The organism is Sulfobacillus harzensis, from assembly GCF_012933365.1.
Classification (GTDB): Bacteria; Bacillota; Sulfobacillia; order Sulfobacillales; family Sulfobacillaceae; genus Sulfobacillus_B; species Sulfobacillus_B harzensis.
This window is the reverse complement of record NZ_JABBVZ010000036.1, coordinates 21,002-37,136: the sequence shown is the minus strand read 5'-3', so window position 1 is coordinate 37,136 and position 16,135 is coordinate 21,002. Positions and strand designations below refer to the sequence as shown.

Annotated in this window: 19 protein-coding genes; 18 read left to right on the top strand and 1 reads right to left on the bottom strand. The window is 59.1% G+C overall.

The window, feature by feature from the left end:
* Positions 1-157: 157 nt before the first annotated feature.
* The 3 genes from rsmD to HIJ39_RS11590 are packed head-to-tail and all read left to right on the top strand — an operon-like array spanning position 158 to position 1,693.
* Positions 158-703 (top strand): 16S rRNA (guanine(966)-N(2))-methyltransferase RsmD, encoded by a 546-nt coding sequence (gene rsmD / locus HIJ39_RS11600; RefSeq protein ID WP_169099836.1) that lies wholly within the window; start codon positions 158-160, stop codon positions 701-703.
* Between the two features lie 20 nt (positions 704-723).
* Positions 724-1,203, top strand: coding sequence for a pantetheine-phosphate adenylyltransferase (gene coaD, locus HIJ39_RS11595; protein WP_169099834.1), 480 nt, complete (start codon positions 724-726; stop codon positions 1,201-1,203).
* A gap of 10 nt (positions 1,204-1,213) precedes the next feature.
* Positions 1,214-1,693: an ATPase gene (locus HIJ39_RS11590; RefSeq protein WP_169099832.1), complete on the top strand. Its 480-nt coding sequence runs from the start codon at positions 1,214-1,216 to the stop codon at positions 1,691-1,693.
* Here the strand turns inward: HIJ39_RS11590 and HIJ39_RS11585 are convergent.
* Positions 1,688-2,461, bottom strand: a complete 774-nt coding sequence (locus tag HIJ39_RS11585) for a hypothetical protein (RefSeq protein ID WP_169099830.1) — start codon at positions 2,459-2,461, stop codon at positions 1,688-1,690. The genes HIJ39_RS11590 and HIJ39_RS11585 overlap by 6 nt on opposite strands.
* Positions 2,462-2,567: 106 nt before the next feature.
* Here HIJ39_RS11585 and HIJ39_RS11580 point away from each other — a divergent pair, with 106 nt between their 5' ends.
* The 15 genes from HIJ39_RS11580 to fabF all read left to right on the top strand — a co-directional run bounded on the left by HIJ39_RS11580 (position 2,568) and on the right by fabF (position 16,134).
* Positions 2,568-3,341, top strand: coding sequence for a patatin-like phospholipase family protein (locus tag HIJ39_RS11580; RefSeq protein WP_169099828.1), 774 nt, complete (start codon positions 2,568-2,570; stop codon positions 3,339-3,341).
* A complete protein-coding gene (locus HIJ39_RS11575; protein ID WP_169099826.1) occupies positions 3,338-4,354 on the top strand; it encodes a YlbL family protein in 1,017 nt (338 codons plus the stop codon). Before HIJ39_RS11580 ends, HIJ39_RS11575 begins: the two co-directional genes overlap by 4 nt.
* 53 nt (positions 4,355-4,407) lie before the next feature.
* Positions 4,408-5,613 (top strand): hypothetical protein, encoded by a 1,206-nt coding sequence (locus HIJ39_RS11570; RefSeq protein WP_169099824.1) that lies wholly within the window; start codon positions 4,408-4,410, stop codon positions 5,611-5,613.
* Positions 5,610-6,803 carry a beta-aspartyl-peptidase gene (gene iadA, locus HIJ39_RS11565; protein WP_169099822.1) on the top strand — a complete coding sequence of 398 codons (1,194 nt, stop codon included), beginning with the start codon at positions 5,610-5,612 and terminating at the stop codon, positions 6,801-6,803. The genes HIJ39_RS11570 and iadA overlap by 4 nt, the downstream gene beginning before the upstream one ends.
* Positions 6,800-8,461 carry an ABC1 kinase family protein gene (locus tag HIJ39_RS11560; protein ID WP_338055158.1) on the top strand — a complete coding sequence of 554 codons (1,662 nt, stop codon included), beginning with the start codon at positions 6,800-6,802 and terminating at the stop codon, positions 8,459-8,461. Before iadA ends, HIJ39_RS11560 begins: the two co-directional genes overlap by 4 nt.
* A gap of 58 nt (positions 8,462-8,519) precedes the next feature.
* The gene (locus HIJ39_RS11555; protein WP_169099820.1) at positions 8,520-9,083 is read left to right on the top strand and encodes a YceD family protein; all 564 of its coding nucleotides are present in this window, start codon (positions 8,520-8,522) and stop codon (positions 9,081-9,083) included.
* Positions 9,064-9,243, top strand: coding sequence for a 50S ribosomal protein L32 (rpmF, locus tag HIJ39_RS11550; RefSeq protein ID WP_169099818.1), 180 nt, complete (start codon positions 9,064-9,066; stop codon positions 9,241-9,243). Before HIJ39_RS11555 ends, rpmF begins: the two co-directional genes overlap by 20 nt.
* Before the next feature lie 98 nt (positions 9,244-9,341).
* The gene (gene fapR, locus HIJ39_RS11545; RefSeq protein WP_169099816.1) at positions 9,342-9,920 is read left to right on the top strand and encodes a transcription factor FapR; all 579 of its coding nucleotides are present in this window, start codon (positions 9,342-9,344) and stop codon (positions 9,918-9,920) included.
* On the top strand, positions 9,917-10,921 hold the full coding sequence (plsX, locus tag HIJ39_RS23705) for a phosphate acyltransferase PlsX (protein ID WP_207711636.1): 1,005 nt from the start codon (positions 9,917-9,919) through the stop codon (positions 10,919-10,921). The genes fapR and plsX overlap by 4 nt, the downstream gene beginning before the upstream one ends.
* Positions 10,922-11,917, top strand: a complete 996-nt coding sequence (locus tag HIJ39_RS23700) for a beta-ketoacyl-ACP synthase III (protein WP_207711635.1) — start codon at positions 10,922-10,924, stop codon at positions 11,915-11,917.
* Positions 11,914-12,810: a DegV family protein gene (locus HIJ39_RS11535; protein ID WP_169099814.1), complete on the top strand. Its 897-nt coding sequence runs from the start codon at positions 11,914-11,916 to the stop codon at positions 12,808-12,810. The genes HIJ39_RS23700 and HIJ39_RS11535 overlap by 4 nt, the downstream gene beginning before the upstream one ends.
* Positions 12,803-13,738 carry an ACP S-malonyltransferase gene (fabD, locus tag HIJ39_RS11530; RefSeq protein WP_169099812.1) on the top strand — a complete coding sequence of 312 codons (936 nt, stop codon included), beginning with the start codon at positions 12,803-12,805 and terminating at the stop codon, positions 13,736-13,738. Before HIJ39_RS11535 ends, fabD begins: the two co-directional genes overlap by 8 nt.
* 77 nt (positions 13,739-13,815) lie before the next feature.
* Positions 13,816-14,565, top strand: coding sequence for a 3-oxoacyl-[acyl-carrier-protein] reductase (fabG, locus tag HIJ39_RS11525; protein ID WP_169099810.1), 750 nt, complete (start codon positions 13,816-13,818; stop codon positions 14,563-14,565).
* Between the two features lie 35 nt (positions 14,566-14,600).
* Entirely contained in the window at positions 14,601-14,843 is a 243-nt protein-coding gene (locus tag HIJ39_RS11520) for an acyl carrier protein (RefSeq protein ID WP_476718342.1), read from the top strand.
* A 58-nt stretch (positions 14,844-14,901) separates the two neighbouring features.
* The gene (gene fabF, locus HIJ39_RS11515) at positions 14,902-16,134 is read left to right on the top strand and encodes a beta-ketoacyl-ACP synthase II (protein ID WP_169099808.1); all 1,233 of its coding nucleotides are present in this window, start codon (positions 14,902-14,904) and stop codon (positions 16,132-16,134) included.
* Position 16,135 lies beyond the last annotated feature (1 nt).

The following is a 16,135-nucleotide window of genomic DNA, read 5'->3' as shown; positions in this document are numbered from 1 at the left end:
GAACCTCCAACCAAGGATTTCCCTTACCGTACCATAACCTTCCGTGATTATCACGAATTAAGGAATGGTTCTACTAGAATGCCCGGCCAATTCGAGATGGGGCTAGCGTGCGGCTAAATTGGACGAAAGCTCAACAACTGGCGATAATAGGGACGAGATGCGAATTATTGGGGGCATTGCCTCGGGCCGGCGGCTGGTCGCGCCCAAAGGGGCCAAGACCCGACCCACCGGGGATTGGGTACGCGAGGCATTATTCAACATCTGGCAACCCCGGGTTCGGGGCTCGCGCTTCTTGGACGGCTATGCCGGGACAGGCGCGGTGGGTCTGGAGGCGCTCTCCCGGGGAGCTCAGGAGGCCGTATTCTGCGAAGTCAGCCGGACTGCCCGACAGGTGCTGGAGAAAAATGTGGCCTTGGTGGGGCTTCCCGGGGCTGAGGTTTGGCCGGGATCCTTGGAACAGGCCCTGCAAAGCTTATCGGGAAAAGGGCGTCGGTTCGACTTAATTTTTTGTGATCCGCCCTGGGATGCCGGGTTATCCCTGGCTGTTCGGGAGAATCTCCATCTCGTGCTGGATCCGGACGGGATGTTGGTGGTGGAAAGCCGCCAATCGGATCCGTCGGTCGAGGTTGAGGGGTTGACGATTGTCTGGACGCGGCGTTACGGGGATACACGCATAACCGCATATCAGGCGTCCGAGACATAAGAGAGACAAGGAGGGGCGGCATGCGGGCCATCTATCCGGGGTCCTTCGACCCGCTGCACAACGGCCACCTCGACGTGATTGAGCGGGCCGCCAAAGTTTTCGATGAGGTCTTGGTCGCGGTGTTTGTGAATGCCACTAAACGGGCCGTGTTCAATGCCGACGAGCGCGTCCGGCTAGTGAGGGAGTCCACCCGTCATATACCCAACGTGCGGGTCGAGGAAGGCAAGGGTCTTTTGGTGGACTTTGCCCGTGAGAAGGGTGTGGGGGTTATTATCCGTGGGCTTCGGGCGGTCCTGGACTTCGATTACGAGTTTCAATTCGCCTTGATGAACAAGAAGATGGCGCCCGATGTGGAGACGATTTTTATGCTAACCAACGAAAGCCATGGCTATCTCAGTTCCACTCTCATCAAGGAGCTGGCCAGCTATCACGCCGATGTCTCGGCGCTGGTGCCAGCCCCGGTCAACCAGGCGTTGGTTCGCTATTATCAAGGGAAATGAGGCAGGGAACGTGGAACAAGAACTCATTATTTCCGAAGTGGCGCGACTGCTGGATAAGTTGGAGGAATTGCTTCAGGACGGACGGCGGCTGCCGTGGGGACGGCAGGTGATGGTGGACGCAGATGCGATGCGTACCGTGATCCAGCATCTGCGCCACGCCCTGCCGGAAGAGGTGCGGCAAGCGCAATGGATTATTCAGGAACGCGACCGCATCATCCAAAGCGCGGGCCACGAAGCTGATCAAATAATGAGTGATGCCATGCAGCGGGCGCGAACCTTAGCGGGCGACGCCGAGGTGGTGCGCGAAGCGCAGACGCGAGCGGACGAAATATTGCGCTTGGCGGAGTCCCGGGCCCGGGAAATCCATCAAGGCGCCTTGGCTTATGCTGATGAGATTCTTGCGCAAGTCGAGCGTACGATGAGCCGGGCCGTGGAGGAAGTTCGGCGGGATCGCGGGGCGCTGAACCCCGAGCAGGCGGCGAACTCATAAGCCAATCGCGAAGAATAGACCGGACGCCAATGCTGCCTGAATGACGCGGGCGGCCAAGAGAGTCCATCCGCTCCGGGCGTTCCTGTCCCAATGGCCGGCGATGGGGATCCACCAGACCAATCCTCCCAGAGCAGTAAAGAATACCGTGGGGAGACTGGCGGGTGGATGTGCTCCCCAGTGGATAAGGATTGGGTCAATGAGCCAGCCGAGACCCCATGCGGGCCAAAACGCGTGTCCCAGCCAAGCAAGACTGACCACCATCCCCAGGATGGTGGTCCAATTCATGCCGTCTAAAATCCATTGACGCGGACGGAGTGGCACGGGCGGCAACGTGACGATCGGCATTCGCCAAGGGGGCGCCAGGATCAAGGCCGCGGCTAAAAGGGCTCCATCCAGGCGTAAAGTCCAGAGTGGGTGGGGCAACAATAGCGGATTGTACAAGTTGGTGTATAACAAAAGGGGAAGCCCATGACGCCGGTCCTGGCCGCTTCGTGTGATATTGTCATACAGCACGATGGCGGTCAGCGCGGGAAAGGTGGCAAGGGAGAGCAGTATCAGCCACCAGCCTAAACGGCGGGGCGCCAGGGCTTGAATTGCCTGGGCAAGCACATAGCCAGGAAGCAAGATGGGCACCAGATGGTCCCACCAGAGCGCAATGGCGCCCTCCAATGCCTGGCGGACGAGCAAGGGCTGGGACAGGACCATCATGGCGCCTGCGGCCGTCAACAAAAGGGCTAGGACCGTGCGGGATTTATTGCTGGCGGTCATCGCATCGCCTCCCATACAAGCTATGCCATGGGGACGGGCTCTATGGATACATCATCGGATGGGACGGGAACACATAGCATGAAGTGAGGCGGTAGGAGGGATTTTCGTGGTACGGGGCGTGACGTTGGCGTTGTCCTCAGGAGGAGCTCGAGGCTTTGCTCACATTGGGGTGTTGAAAAGTCTACAGCGGCATCAAATTCCTGTTTTGGGCATTGCGGGGTCGAGCATGGGAGGGCTGATTGGGGCCTTGTACTGCACCGGTTATACCGCCGAGATGATGGAGGAGTTGGCCCAGGGGCTTCGACGCAGTCAATGGATCGACTTTTCGCTGTCCAAAATGGGCTTGGTGCGAGGCCAAAAACTCTTAGGCCTTATCAATCTCTTGACTCGCAACCGTACCTTTCGCGATTGCAATCCACCCTTAAAATTGGTGGCTGTGGACATCGAACGGGGCGAGGAAGTGGTGTTGGACTCCGGCAGTGTGGCAGAGGCGGTCCGGGCCACCACCTCCATCCCAGGCATCTTCAGCCCCTTTGTCAAGGATGAACGGTTGCTGGTGGATGGCGGGGTCTTGAATCGTGTGCCCGTGGATGAGGCCCGCTCGCTGGACCCTAAGGCCCCGGTGATCGCCGTTGATGCGGGCATCGATATATCGCCTCATGTTAAATCGGTCTTTGACATTCTCTTTCAGGCGTTTGACATTGTGGCGCGGGAGCTTCGGCGATATAAGCCGCTCCAAGCGGACGTGATTATTGAACCCAGCTTGCCTTTTGCCCGGGAGGCCCAGTTCACCCGCGTGGCGGAGTTCATTCGCGCCGGCGAGTTGGCATGCGACGCGAAAATCCCGGAAATTCTCGAGCGGTTGGAGGGGTCGGCATGAGAAAGCGGCGCGTCTTGGGACCGGTGTTGTGGGTGGTGGCCATTTTAGCCATCATTGCGGTGGTTCTCCGTTTTGTTCCCAGCGGGCAGGTTGAGGTCAGTCCTGGCATTACCGGCGATTTGAGCCAAATGATTCAGGTCAAGGATGGCCATAGCCCGGGCCCAGGCAAATTGTTGATGGTGGCGGTCAACGTGGGTACCGTCAGCGAATTCGGATACTTGGTGGGCCATTTCAATCCCACGGTGGAATTCGTCCCCGAGAAGGTCGCCTTGGGTGGCCTGAGTATGAATCAGTACATTCAGTACAACAACAGCCTGATGTCGCAAAGTCAGTGGTCGGCTGAGGTGGCCGGCGAGAAGCTTGCGGGGCTGCCCGCCAAAGTTGTCACCATTCCGGGCGCCTTGGTGGTGGGCGTCCTCAAAACCGGGCCAGCGGCGGGTCACCTCAAGCCGGGCGATCTCATCACCAAAATCGGTCCCTATCCGATTTCCACGGCCAGCGCTACCGTGGTTCGGAAGGTGATGAAGAACTTCAAGGTGGGCGAAATTGTGAACGTTACGGTTAAGCGCGGCGGACAGACCTTGGTGATTCCCGTTAAGCTGGGGCGCATTAAGAGTGATCCGGATCCGGCTTTCGGCGTTTTGCTGGCTCCGCTGCAAAAGCCGGTCATTCCCCGTCCGGTGACCGTTCACGCCAAGGGAATCGGCGGGCCTAGCGCGGGAATGATGTTTGCCTTGGAGATTTATGACCAAATCACGGGCCGGAATATCGCTCACGGAAAAATTGTCGCCGGAACGGGCGAGATTTTGCCCAACGGACAGGTGGAACAAATCGGCGGAGTGGCCCAAAAAGTCGTCACCGTCTATCGGGCTGGGGCCCGCATTTTCGTTGTGCCCCAAGCCAACTACGCCAAGGCCGAGGGAATGGCCAAGCGATTGCATCTCAACATCAAGATCTTTCCGGTGAAAAATGTGCAACAAGCACTCGCGGATATTCAGCGAGCAACCTCATAAAGATTGGACGGCGTGCCATACTATTGGAAACCTGAGAACGGAGAGGCGATGGTATGGCAGAGCGCAAGCATCGACGGGGACGACTGGCTTCGAAGCAGGGGGAGCAGTCGTCTTCCCATTCCCAATCATCTGACCAAAAGACCTTAAGGCAATTAGTCCGTCAACAAAACGCCTTATTGCAGCAAGAAGCAGGTACGGCGCTGGCCTTGAACGACGTGACCAATCAAGATGTCAGCAACCAGACCATGAGCCGTGATCAAGTCCAGCAAATGATTCAGCAAGCTTTGAACCAGCAAAATCAAGGCGGCAGCGGGTCAAGCAGCAACAGCGCCATGAGTGGCAGCAGTATGACCGCGGGGAGCGAGGAGTCGGAAGGGCGCTCCGGGAGCAATACGCTCACACCGCAGCAAGTCCAGCAAATGATTCAGCAAGCTTTGAACCAGCAAAATCAAGCCGGCAGCGGGTCAAGCGGCAACAGCGCCATGAGTGGCAGCAGTATGACCGCGGGAAGCGAGGAGTCGGAAGGGCGCTCCGGGAGCAATGCGCTCACACCGCCGCAAGTCCAGCAAATGATCCAGCAAGCCTTGAACCAGCAAAATCAAGGTGGCAGTGGGTCAAGCGGCAACAGCGCTATGAGTGGCAGCAGTATGAACCTGGGGAGCAATGGCTCGAGCAACAGTTCCGGAAGCACATTAACGCCGCAACAAGTGCAGCAAATGATTCAGCAAGCTTTGAACCAACAAAACCAGGGCCGAAACGGGTCAAGCAGCACCTCCAGCAGTGCTGGTTCGAGTGCATCGGGATCGATGGGTCATCAGCGTCAATCGGCCTCGTCTTCTGGCTCGTCCAGCCATTCTTCTGGGCAATCCAACAGTCAATCTGGGTCCGGTCTTTCCATGTCCAGCATTAAGAAGCTGGTCAAAAAGGCATCCGCGGGCGGGGCGCAATCCGGTTCCGCAGGATCAGGCTCGAGCCCATCGTCGGGCGGCGGATCTTCGTCGAATAGCCAATCGTCGTCATCGTCTGCCTCCCAAGTGGGCTCCTCATCCTCGCAGCAGGGCTCTTCCACGTTGGCAGCCAATAGTTCGCCTCAGGAGACGGTCGCCCAGGTGCTGACCGCGACCCAATATGAATTGAGCCAGGAATTGGAGGCGAACTTGATGAAACTGAAAAGCGTGATCCGGCAAAGTCAGGAAATCGCCAAGAAGATTGAGCTGGTGCTGGGTAAAGGGCAGAAGGGCAGCGGCAGCAACCAATGACGGTAACCGCGACCCTCATTCGCCAGGGAGAGGTTTACGACCCCAATCCCCGTGGCCGAATGGACATTCTCACTGTGGGCTCCCAAATCGTGGCGATGGGGCACGACCTGGCTATTCCGGACTGGGCGGAGGGAACGGTGATTGCCGCGGAGGGACTCATGGTCTTTCCTGGATTGGTGGACCAGCACGTGCATTTTGCGGGGGGCGGCGGTGAAGGGGGACCCCAATTTCGGACCCCGGAATTGAGCCTGACGGAACTGACCCGCTTTGGTTTGACCACGGTGGTGGGGATCTTGGGCACCGATGGGACCAGCCGGTCGGTACAAAGCCTGCTGGCCAAAGCCCGAGCCCTCGTCGCGGAGGGGCTCAACGCCTGGATTTATACCGGTGCCTATCAAGTGCCCACCCGGACCATCACCGACACTCCACGGAGCGACATCATTCTCATCGACCGCATTCTGGGGGTGGGGGAAATTGCGATATCGGACCACCGGGGCTCGCACCCTAGCGACCGGGAATTGGCTCAGTTGGCCGGCGAGGCTCGTACCGGAGGGCTCCTGTCGGGTAAGGCGGGCGTGGTGCACCTTCATGTGGGAAGCGGGGCACGGCGTCTTGAGCCATTGTTTGAGGTGATAAAAATGGCGGACATCCCCATCGCGGTGCTAGTGCCGACCCATCTGAACCGGACCCGCGATTTGTTGGCCGATGCCGTTCGCTGGGGACTGATGGGCGGCTATTGCGACATCACCTCCTCCATCGAGCCCGACGCTCACGATCATCATGCCGTCTCCCCCGTAGAGGCCGTGGAGACGCTCCGCGCCGCGGGCGTGCGGCATGATCGCATCTCCTTTAGCACGGACGCCGGCGGTTCGGCCCCCGTCTTTAACGCCGAGGGGGAACTTCTCCATATGGGAGTGGGCATGCCGGACAGTCTCTTTAAGAGCGTGGCGGCACTGAAAGAGGAACTGCGGTTGACCTGGACGGAGGCGTTGTTGCCCGCCACCAAAACCCCCGCCACCATTTTGAAGCTTGACGGCATAGCGGGGATTGAGCCAGGTTTTCGGGCCGATCTGATGGTCACCGACGGACGGCACATTCGCGATCTGATTGCGGGGGGGCGAGTTATGGTGCGTGACGGTCACCCGGTCGTATACGGAACCTTCGAAAAGTCGGAAGGGGATACGCGGTGAAGATTCGCCGCCGCTCTTGGGGGCGCTTGCGACAAATTGCGGAAGTGATGGCGCATCATGGACTCATCATGGCCTCCGATACTCTGGGGCTGTCCCGATATCTCTCCCTCGGGCGCCGGATTCGGGCCGATCGGCTGCCAGAGGTGGACGCCGACTGGCCCGAGCGCGTGCGGCTGGTCCTGGCCGATCTGGGGCCAACTTATGTCAAGTTGGGGCAGTTGGCCTCGATTCGGCCCGATATTCTGCCGCATGCCTTGGTGCGCTCGCTGGAACGGCTGCAGGATGATGTGCCTCCATTCCCTTTTTCGGAGGTGAGGACGACATTAGAGAGGGCCTGGGGGCAGCCAGTCGACCAGGTGGTGGCATGGATTGACAAAGAGCCCATGGCGGCGGCCTCGATTGGCCAGGTGCATCCCGCCCGTCTGTATGATGGGCGCGAGGTAGTCATCAAGGTCCGGCGGCCGGGCATTCGCGAGCAGGCAGAAGCCGACTTTGACATTCTTCGCGCGATTGCCCAGTCGGCCGAAAACCGGACCACCTGGGGAAAGCAATATGGTCTCTCCGATTTGGTGGAGGAGATCGTGGACACCATGCGGGACGAACTGGACTTCTCCATCGAGGCGCAGAATACCGAAACGGCAAAGAAACACGCGCGCGACAATGGGAGAGTCCGTATTCCCGAGGTTATTTGGGATCTCAGTCGTTCAGACGTGTTGGTGCTTCAATCCATCATGGGCATTAAGATTAGCGACCGCGCGGCACTCATAGAGGCCGGACGTGATTTGCCGGACGTCGCCCACGAATATGTCCACGCCTTATATCAGCAAATTTTTTTAGATGGCTTCTTTCATGCGGATCCTCACCCCGGAAACGTCCACGTGGATGACGAGGGCCGCCTCATCTTCTTGGACTGGGGCTTGGTTGGGACATTTTCCCACGACATGCGGCGGCATTCGGTGGAGCTGGTGTTGGGGATGGTTCGAGGGAACGCCGACGAGGTTACCGAGGCGCTGGTCTCCATCGGTTCTGCCGGCGATCATGTGAACCGCCGCGCCCTGCTACGGGATGTCGAGCGGCTGCGCCGCCGCTATTATGAGACCCAACTCAAAGACTTTCAGCTGGGTCAGGCGATGTCGGATCTGTTTTCTGTCGCGCAGCGCCATCGGCTCCGCATTCCACCGGAATATATGTTGTTAGCCAAGACGGCCGTGACGGCCGACGGGGTGGTGCGGGGCATTGATCCCGATTTTTCGCTGTTGGAAATGGGAAAGCCATTGGCCGGAGAGCTGCTGTGGAATCGCCTGAACCCGCAAAATTGGCTGCCAGGCGCCGTGCGCGAGGCAGGGAAGATTGGCCAATCGGTGACTGCTCTTCCCGGAGAAGTCGAGCGGGCGCTGAAAACCCTGTCACGCGGGGAAATTCGCATCGTCCTGGAGCATAAAAATCTCGACAAGATTTTGGGTCACTGGGAGATGTTGATCAACCGGGTGGCGATGGCGTTCTTGTTGGGGGCGGTGATTTTGGGTACCGCGTTGGTCGTGCACCGCAATCACCTGGACCAATTGGCCGGAATTCCCATCGGCGAGTATGCGTTCTTTCTTGCAGTGGCCTTGGGTATTTGGGCGGCCATTGGTGCCGTGCGGCGCGGCAAACTCTGACAAATTGACAGCCTTTGGTTGCCCTTATATACTAGGGAGAGTGTCGAGAGGTGGAATCATGGAAGTACGGGTGTCGGATGTCAAGAAATGGGCAGGCCGTGAGGAAGCCTTTCAGTTGGTGGAACCGTGGCCCCAGGAAGCGCGCGAGCGCGTTGACTTTCCGCTAACCGATCCGGCCGTGATTGATGTGCTGGTTCGCAACACCGGAGGCGGTACGCTGATAGTGGACGTGAGCGGTACGGTGGAAGCGGACGCAGTGTGTAGCCGATGCGCAGAACCTTTTCATATCGTATTGCCGTTTGAGGCGACAGAAGAATTTCGCGACGAACCCGGACCCGATGATGAGTCTCTTGATTATTGGCGGTTCACGGGTGACAAGATTCAATTGGACAAGATGGTCTCCGATGCGGCGGGAGTGAGCTTCCCCATCGCCCTCTTGTGTCGGCCGGACTGTCGGGGACTATGCCCGACGTGCGGAACCAACCTAAACGAATCGGACTGCGATTGCGCACCCGCCACTGACGACCGTTGGGCCGCGCTGGCTCAATTGAAGATTCCGGGCGACTCGGAAGACAGAGACGAAGAAGTGGGGAGAGAGAAGCATGGCCGTACCAAAGCGTAAATTGTCCCGTTCCCGTACCCGCCGGCGCCGTTCGCAATGGAAGTTGAAGGCGCCCAATTGGGTATTGTGCCCGCGTTGCCATGGCGACCGGCTGCCGCATCATGTCTGCCCGCATTGCGGGTTTTATGACGGGCGCATTGTGGTCAACCACGAACAATAACATTGAGAAATTCCATGGCCTGCCCATGGAATTTTTTTGCCCAATTTTTATTACTTAGTGCTATTATCAACTCATATTTCATGGTGGGGAGAGGTTTCATGCCCAAATTGGGTCGCGCCGAGCGGCAGCGGCTGCTTCAGCAACGTCTTAAGGAAAATCCGTTGCAAACGGATGAGGAATTGGCCCAATACTTCGGCGTCAGTGTGCCCACGATTCGCTTGGATCGGTTCCATCTTGGCATTCCTGAACTGCGGCTGCGTTCGGAGGGGCTGGCCCGCCAAGCGGTGGAAGGACTCCGAGCCATGGGCCAAAAGGAATTGGTGGGGGAACTCATCGATCTCGAATTGGGTCGGTCGGCTCGTTCGGTGATGGACACCACCCCGGACATGGGGTTTCATCGCAATGGGGTGCTCCGCGGGCATTACATTTTCGCGCAGGCGGACTCCTTGGCGTTGGCGGTGGTGGACGGCGACGTGGTGCTGACCGGATTGGTCAACGCCAAGTATAAGCAGCCCGTCATCGCGGGCGAGCAAATCTGGGCGACCGCCGAGGTGATTCGGCATTTTGGTCCCCGTTGGGTGGTTTTAGTGGTGAGTACGGTGCGCGATGTACCGGTGTTTCGCGCCAAGTTTGTGGTCGTGGCACTGGACCGCGATAAAGGGGGACCGGAGGTTTGAGAATTGCGGTGGATGCCATGGGAGGCGACTTAGCCCCGGGGGCCGCTGTGCGTGGAGCGCGGGCAGCGGTGGAAAAAGACCCGGATTTGGCTGTGGCGCTGGTGGGTGACCGTGAGGCGCTGAATGGGGAGTTGGCATCCTTGCTGAACCATCCAGCCCTCCACTGGGTCCAGGCGGAAGAGATTATTGAGCCGTCTGAGGCCCCGGTGCAAGCGGTGCGCCACAAGGCGGAATCATCTTTGGTTAAGTGCATTCGTCTGGTCAAGAATCACGAAGCGGAGGCGGCCATTTCCGCCGGCAACACAGGGGCCTTGATGGCCGCGGGGCTCTTCGTGCTGGGGCGCATGCGGGGCATTGAGCGCCCGGCGCTCACGGCCATTTTACCTTCCCTCAAGGGGTGGGGGGTGCTGATGTTAGATGTGGGCGCCAACTTGGATCCCAGAGCGCACCAGCTGTATCAGTACGGGGTCATGGGCTCCATCTACTGCCGAGAGGTTTATGGCATCGATCAGCCACGGGTGGCGTTGTTGAACGTGGGTGTGGAAGAAGAAAAGGGTCCTGCCGTCATTCGTGAAGCGCACCAATTATTGAAACATGATCCGGGGTTGAATTTCGTGGGCAATCTCGAGCCGCGCGAGCTGTTGCAGGGCCATGCGGACGTGGTGGTGACGGAGGGATTTGCGGGCAATGTGGCCTTAAAGGCCATTGAAGGGGCGGCCCGGGACATTTTTCGCGAAGTCAAGAGCGCCCTTCTTGGCGGAGTTCGCCAAAAGGTGGGGGCGCTGTTGGTTAAGGAGGGCTTTTCCGCATTGCGTCGTCGCTGGGATTATCAAGAGACGGGGGGAGCCCCGCTTTTAGGACTCAATCAGATTGTCTATAAGTGTCACGGCTCAAGCGATGCACGGGCGTTTCAGAGCACCATCTTGACCGCGGCCGGGTATTGCCGGCGTGGATCGCAGACGCGTATCGAAGAACGTATACAGGAAGGGGCAGAGGGTTAAATGAGACGCGCCGTCATGACAGGGTTGGGGACTTATGTGCCAGAGCGCATTCTCTCTAATCACGATTTGGAACGCATGGTGGATACCAACGACGAGTGGATTGTTTCCCGCACCGGCATCCGCGAGCGCCGTATGGCCCGCAACGATGAGGCGACGTCTGACATGGCGGTGCACGCCGCCGAGCGAGCCCTGGACGACGCGGGCTTAAGTGCCGATGACCTCGATTTCATCTTAATGGCTACCAACACGCCAGACACAGTGTTCCCGTCTACGGCGGCCCGGTTGCAGGCCCGATTGTCGGAACGCCCCATTGCTGGGGTCGATCTGCAGGCAGGCTGCACGGGCTGGGTCTACGGTCTAGCCATGGCCGCCAGTATGATTGAGGCGGGTGTCTATCGCCGCATTTTGGTGGTGGCGTCCGACAAACTCTCCAGCATCACGGATTACGAAGACCGGTCGACCGCCGTGTTGTTCGGCGATGGAGCCGGAGCGGTGGTGCTGGAGGCGATGGAAGACTCGCCCTATGGCATTCTCTCCTCCTACCTCAACGCGGACGGTCGGGGGGCCGACCTGTTGGCGCTCCCGGCCGGCGGATCGCGCTGGCCAGCGTCCAAAGACACCGTGGATAGCCGGCTGCATTTTCTCAAGATGAGCGGAAATGAGGTCTTCCGATTCGCCGTGAAAGCCATGCCGGATGCTGTAGAGCAGGGGCTCGCCCGCGCCGGCTTGACGGTACAGGATATTGACCTCTTGATTCCGCATCAGGCGAATCAGCGCATTATTGAGGCCGCCATGCGCCACTTTGATTTGCCGAGTAGTAAGGTGATACAGAATATCGAACGCTATGGCAATACGTCGGTGGCGTCTATTCCTTTGGCCATGGATGAGGCACGCCAGGAAGGGCGGCTTCAGAACGGGTCCCTCATGGTGCTGGCGGCTTTTGGCGCTGGGTTGACCTGGGGCTCGGTGGTGGCGCGGTGGGGGGGATGCCAATGAGCGTCGCGGTGGTGACCGACTCGACCAGCGATCTGAGTCCCGCGTGGCTGTCGGCCCATGGTGTGCGTACAGTTCCATTGATGGTGGAAATGGGTGGGGAGAGCTATCGCGACCGCCTCGACCTATCGGCTGAGGATTTTCTGCGGCAACTGCCCGCGATGAGGGAGTTGCCCCATACGGCGGCACCCTCGCCGGGCGCGTTCCGCACCGTGTATGAGGAAGCGTTCGCAGCGGGAGCGGAGGCCATCTGTTCCATTCACCTAGCCGGGGGCCTCTCCAGTACCGTCCGCTCAGCGGAAGTGGCGGCCCGTATGGTGGATGGTCCAGTGGCGGTGATAGACGGCGAATCCGCCAGTCTTGGCACGGCGCTCTTGGTGTGGTGGGCGACCCGGCGCGCTGCCCAAGGTGCCAGCCTGGAGCAGTTAGGGCAGGAGTTGACCGCGCTCAAGGGACGGCTGTTCGCGTTCGCGGCGCCGGTGACGCTGGAATATCTGGCACGCGGTGGGCGCATCGGGCAGGCGGCACGACTGGTAGGCACCATATTGGATATGAAGCCCATCTTGCTGCTTGAACATGGCCACTTTCGGCCGGCCCGCAAGGTACGCGGCGAGCGGCAGATTGCCCCCGGGATGGTAGCGTCGGCCGCCGAACGGCTTGCCGAAGGAACCCCGGTGTTGGCGGCATTGGGTCATTCCGGCAGTCCGGAGCGGCACCAGGGGTTGGTGGACAGCATCAACCGCCGCTATCGCGTTCGCGGGTGGTTGGACGGGGTGATTGGTCCCGTCATCTCCACCCATGTGGGTCCTGGCGCCTTCGGCATCATCTTGCTTCCTCTGAGCGAAGCCGAAGACGCGCTGTGGACAACAATGACCGAGGAGGAAGAGCATGAGTAATCCATGGGCGGCCATGTTTCCCGGCCAAGGGTCCCAGTATGTGGGGATGGGGCGGGCCTTGTACGATGCGTTCGAGACGGCCCGGGAGACCTTTCAGGAAGCTGACGAGGCCTTGTCGTACAAACTGTCCGACGTAATCTTTAATGGACCGGAAAGCGTCCTGGAGGATACGGAGGTGCAGCAGCCGGCCATTTTGACGGTGAGTGTCGCCGCCTGGCGCGCACTTGGGCAGGAACGGCCCGACATCAAGCCCGAGGTCGGCTTCGGTCTATCCTTGGGAGAGTACTCCGCCTACGTGGCGACGGGCCTGTTGGCCTTTCCCGATGCCGTGCGTGTCACCCGAATTCGGGGACGCGCCATGCAGAACGCCGTGCCCAAGGGAGAAGGTGGTATGGCGGCCGTTCTGGGCCTCAACAAAGAGCAAGTGGAGGCGATTTGCCGGGAGGCCAGCCACCGGGGCGTGGTCGATCCGGCCAACTTCAACGCCCCCGGCCAAATTGTCATCTCCGGGCAGATGGCGGGTGTGGAACTGGCCGAAGAGTTGATTCGGGCCGCAGGGGGCCGGGCCGTCAGGCTGGCGGTCAGCGCGCCCTTTCATTCCCGTCTGTTGGCGTCCGCGGGGGAGGCGGTGCAAGCCGCTCTTAACGATGTGGCGCTTCGACCTGCCGCCTTTCCGGTATTGGCCAATGTCGATGCGGAATACTGCGCGCATCCCGAGGAGGCCGTGCCGCGTTTGGTTGCCCAGGTGTCGCGGCCTGTGTTGTTTGAGGCCTCGGTTCGCCGGGCCTTGGCTGATGGCATCCGCCGCTTTGTGGAACTGGGACCTGGACGGAGTCTCGCCAGCTTGGTCAAAAAGATTGATCGCAAGGCGGAAATCGTTTCCGTACAAGACCCAGAGGGCTTGACCAAGGCACTTGAACTGGTGTAGGGCGGAGGCTATAATAGCAGACGAATTGCGGTTGGAGAGCCTCAGCCAAACCTGTCAAATCAAGGGAAAGTAGGTTGATGATGACGACTTCATGGCGTGAAAAGGTGGCGATTGTCACCGGAGGCTCCCGTGGTATTGGACGCCACATTGCGCTGAAACTAGCCGAGTCGGGGATGAAGGTGGCCGTGAATTATCGCGGCAACCAAGAGAGAGCCCAGGAAACCGAGCAGCTCATCCGCGAGCGTGGGGCGGAGTGCCTCTTGATTCCCTCGGATGTCTCAGATATCCCGAAAGCTCAGTCCCTCATCGACGCAGTGCTTGAGCACTGGGGCCGCATTGATGTTTTGGTCAATAACGCTGGCATCGCGCGCGACACCTTGCTCCTGCGGATGAAAGATGAGGATTGGACCGACGTCATTCAAACCGACCTGACCAGCGTCTTCGCCTGCACGCGCGCGGCGATCAAGCCGATGATGAAGCAGCGCTTCGGACGGATTGTCAATATCGCGTCTATTGCCGGCATGTTGGGCAATGCCGGACAGGCCAACTACGCCGCCGCCAAGGCAGGGGTGATCGGGTTTACTCGATCGGTGGCGCGGGAGATGGCTTCGCGCAATATCACCGCCAATGTGGTGGCGCCGGGATTGATTGACACCGATCTGACCCAACACATGTCCCAAGATGCTTTTCAGGCCCTGGTCAAACAGGTTCCGTTGGGACGGGCTGGTCGGCCCGAAGAAGTGGCCGACGCGGTATGGTATTTAGTTCAAGCCGATTATGTGACCGGCCAGACGCTGGTCATTGACGGCGGACTGGTGATGGATTAAACTGCCGCATCAATTAAACAAGGGAGTGGGATAGCGTGGCCAGTAAAGAACAGATTTTCGACAAGGTGAAAGAAATTATCGTTGACCAACTTGGAGTGGAAGAAGACGAAGTGACTTTGGAGTCGGCCTTCATTGACGATTTGGGTGCCGACAGCCTGGACATTGTGGAGCTCATCATGGCCCTTGAAGAGGAGTTTGGGCTAGAAATTCCGGATGACGAGGCGGAAAAGATTTCCACCGTGAATGACGCCGTCGAGTACATTCGCGAAAATTCGTAAGGACGAAGGGGTCCCGTGAGGGACTTTCTTTGCACGGAGAGGAGATCGACGGATTTCCATGGAGCGCGTTGTGATAACAGGCATGGGCGTTGTGAGCCCGGTTGGTTCCGGCCTTGACAACTTTTGGCATGGGATCACGTCGGGGGAAAGCGCCATTGGTCTGGTGGAGGACTACGATTTATCCGAATACCCAACTCGGATAGCGGCGCAGGTTAAGGATTTTGATCCGAGCAAGTATTTGGATCGTCGGGAAGCGCGGCACATGGATCGTTTTGTGCAGTTTGCCATTGCGGCTGCCGAAGAAGCCTGGCAGGATGCCGGCATTGATGGCCATTTTGATCCCGACCGGGCCGGCGTGGTGGTTGGCAATGGTATTGGCGGTATGCAAACCCTGACCGAGCAGCATCAAGTGCTCTTGGATCGTGGACCGTCACGCATCAATCCATTCTTTATCCCTAAAATGATTGGCAACATTGCCGGCGGCCAATTGGCCATCCGTTACGATTTGCGCGGACCCAATGAAACCGTGGTGACGGCTTGCGCCTCATCCGGCAACGCTGTTGGATCGGGACTACGCGCCATTCAGCATGGCGAAGCGGATGTCATGCTCGTCGGTGGAACAGAAGCGGCATTAATTCCGTTAGCATTTGCGGGCTTTTGCTCCATGCGGGCCATGTCCACGCGCAACGACGACCCCAAGCATGCCAGCCGGCCGTTCGACCTAGAACGGGACGGTTTCGTTATGGGCGAAGGGGCCGGCTTTTTGGTGATCGAGAGCCTCAGCCATGCCGAGAAGCGGGGCGCAGACAAGATCTATGCCGAACTGGCGGGTTATGGCCGTTCGTCTGATGCGTATCACGTGGTGGAGCCGCACCCCGAGGGAGAGGGGGCGGGGCACGCCATGGTGCGGGCTCTGAAAGATGCCAACATCAAGCCCGAGGAGATTGATTACATTAACGCGCATGGGACCTCGACCCCCAAGGGAGATATTGCGGAAACGCTGGCTATCAAACGGGTATTTGGCGACCACGCGTATCGGTTGGCCGTATCTAGCACGAAATCTTCGACCGGTCATTTGTTAGGCGCGGCGGGAGCCGTCGAGCTAATTGCCTCGGTTCTGGCACTCAAGCACCAGACTCTGCCGCCAACCATCAATTTAGAGACCCCCGATCCGGAGTGCGATTTGTATTATGTACCTAACAAGCCAGAGCCACGGCGTCTTCGTGCGGTGATGTCTAATGCCTTCGGGTTTGGCGGGCAAAACGCCAGCCTGATTGCACGGGAGATCTAAC

Coding starts and splice junctions, on each gene's coding strand:
- HIJ39_RS11570 (WP_169099824.1), top strand. CDS start 4,408: ATGGCAGAGCGCAAGCATCGACGGGGACGACTGGCTTCGAAGCAGGGG.
- iadA (WP_169099822.1), top strand. CDS start 5,610: ATGACGGTAACCGCGACCCTCATTCGCCAGGGAGAGGTTTACGACCCC.
- HIJ39_RS11555 (WP_169099820.1), top strand. CDS start 8,520: ATGGAAGTACGGGTGTCGGATGTCAAGAAATGGGCAGGCCGTGAGGAA.
- rsmD (WP_169099836.1), top strand. CDS start 158: ATGCGAATTATTGGGGGCATTGCCTCGGGCCGGCGGCTGGTCGCGCCC.
- rpmF (WP_169099818.1), top strand. CDS start 9,064: ATGGCCGTACCAAAGCGTAAATTGTCCCGTTCCCGTACCCGCCGGCGC.
- fabD (WP_169099812.1), top strand. CDS start 12,803: ATGAGTAATCCATGGGCGGCCATGTTTCCCGGCCAAGGGTCCCAGTAT.
- coaD (WP_169099834.1), top strand. CDS start 724: ATGCGGGCCATCTATCCGGGGTCCTTCGACCCGCTGCACAACGGCCAC.
- fabF (WP_169099808.1), top strand. CDS start 14,902: ATGGAGCGCGTTGTGATAACAGGCATGGGCGTTGTGAGCCCGGTTGGT.
- HIJ39_RS11585 (WP_169099830.1), bottom strand. CDS start 2,461: ATGACCGCCAGCAATAAATCCCGCACGGTCCTAGCCCTTTTGTTGACG.
- fapR (WP_169099816.1), top strand. CDS start 9,342: ATGCCCAAATTGGGTCGCGCCGAGCGGCAGCGGCTGCTTCAGCAACGT.
- HIJ39_RS23700 (WP_207711635.1), top strand. CDS start 10,922: ATGAGACGCGCCGTCATGACAGGGTTGGGGACTTATGTGCCAGAGCGC.
- HIJ39_RS11535 (WP_169099814.1), top strand. CDS start 11,914: ATGAGCGTCGCGGTGGTGACCGACTCGACCAGCGATCTGAGTCCCGCG.
- fabG (WP_169099810.1), top strand. CDS start 13,816: ATGATGACGACTTCATGGCGTGAAAAGGTGGCGATTGTCACCGGAGGC.
- HIJ39_RS11575 (WP_169099826.1), top strand. CDS start 3,338: ATGAGAAAGCGGCGCGTCTTGGGACCGGTGTTGTGGGTGGTGGCCATT.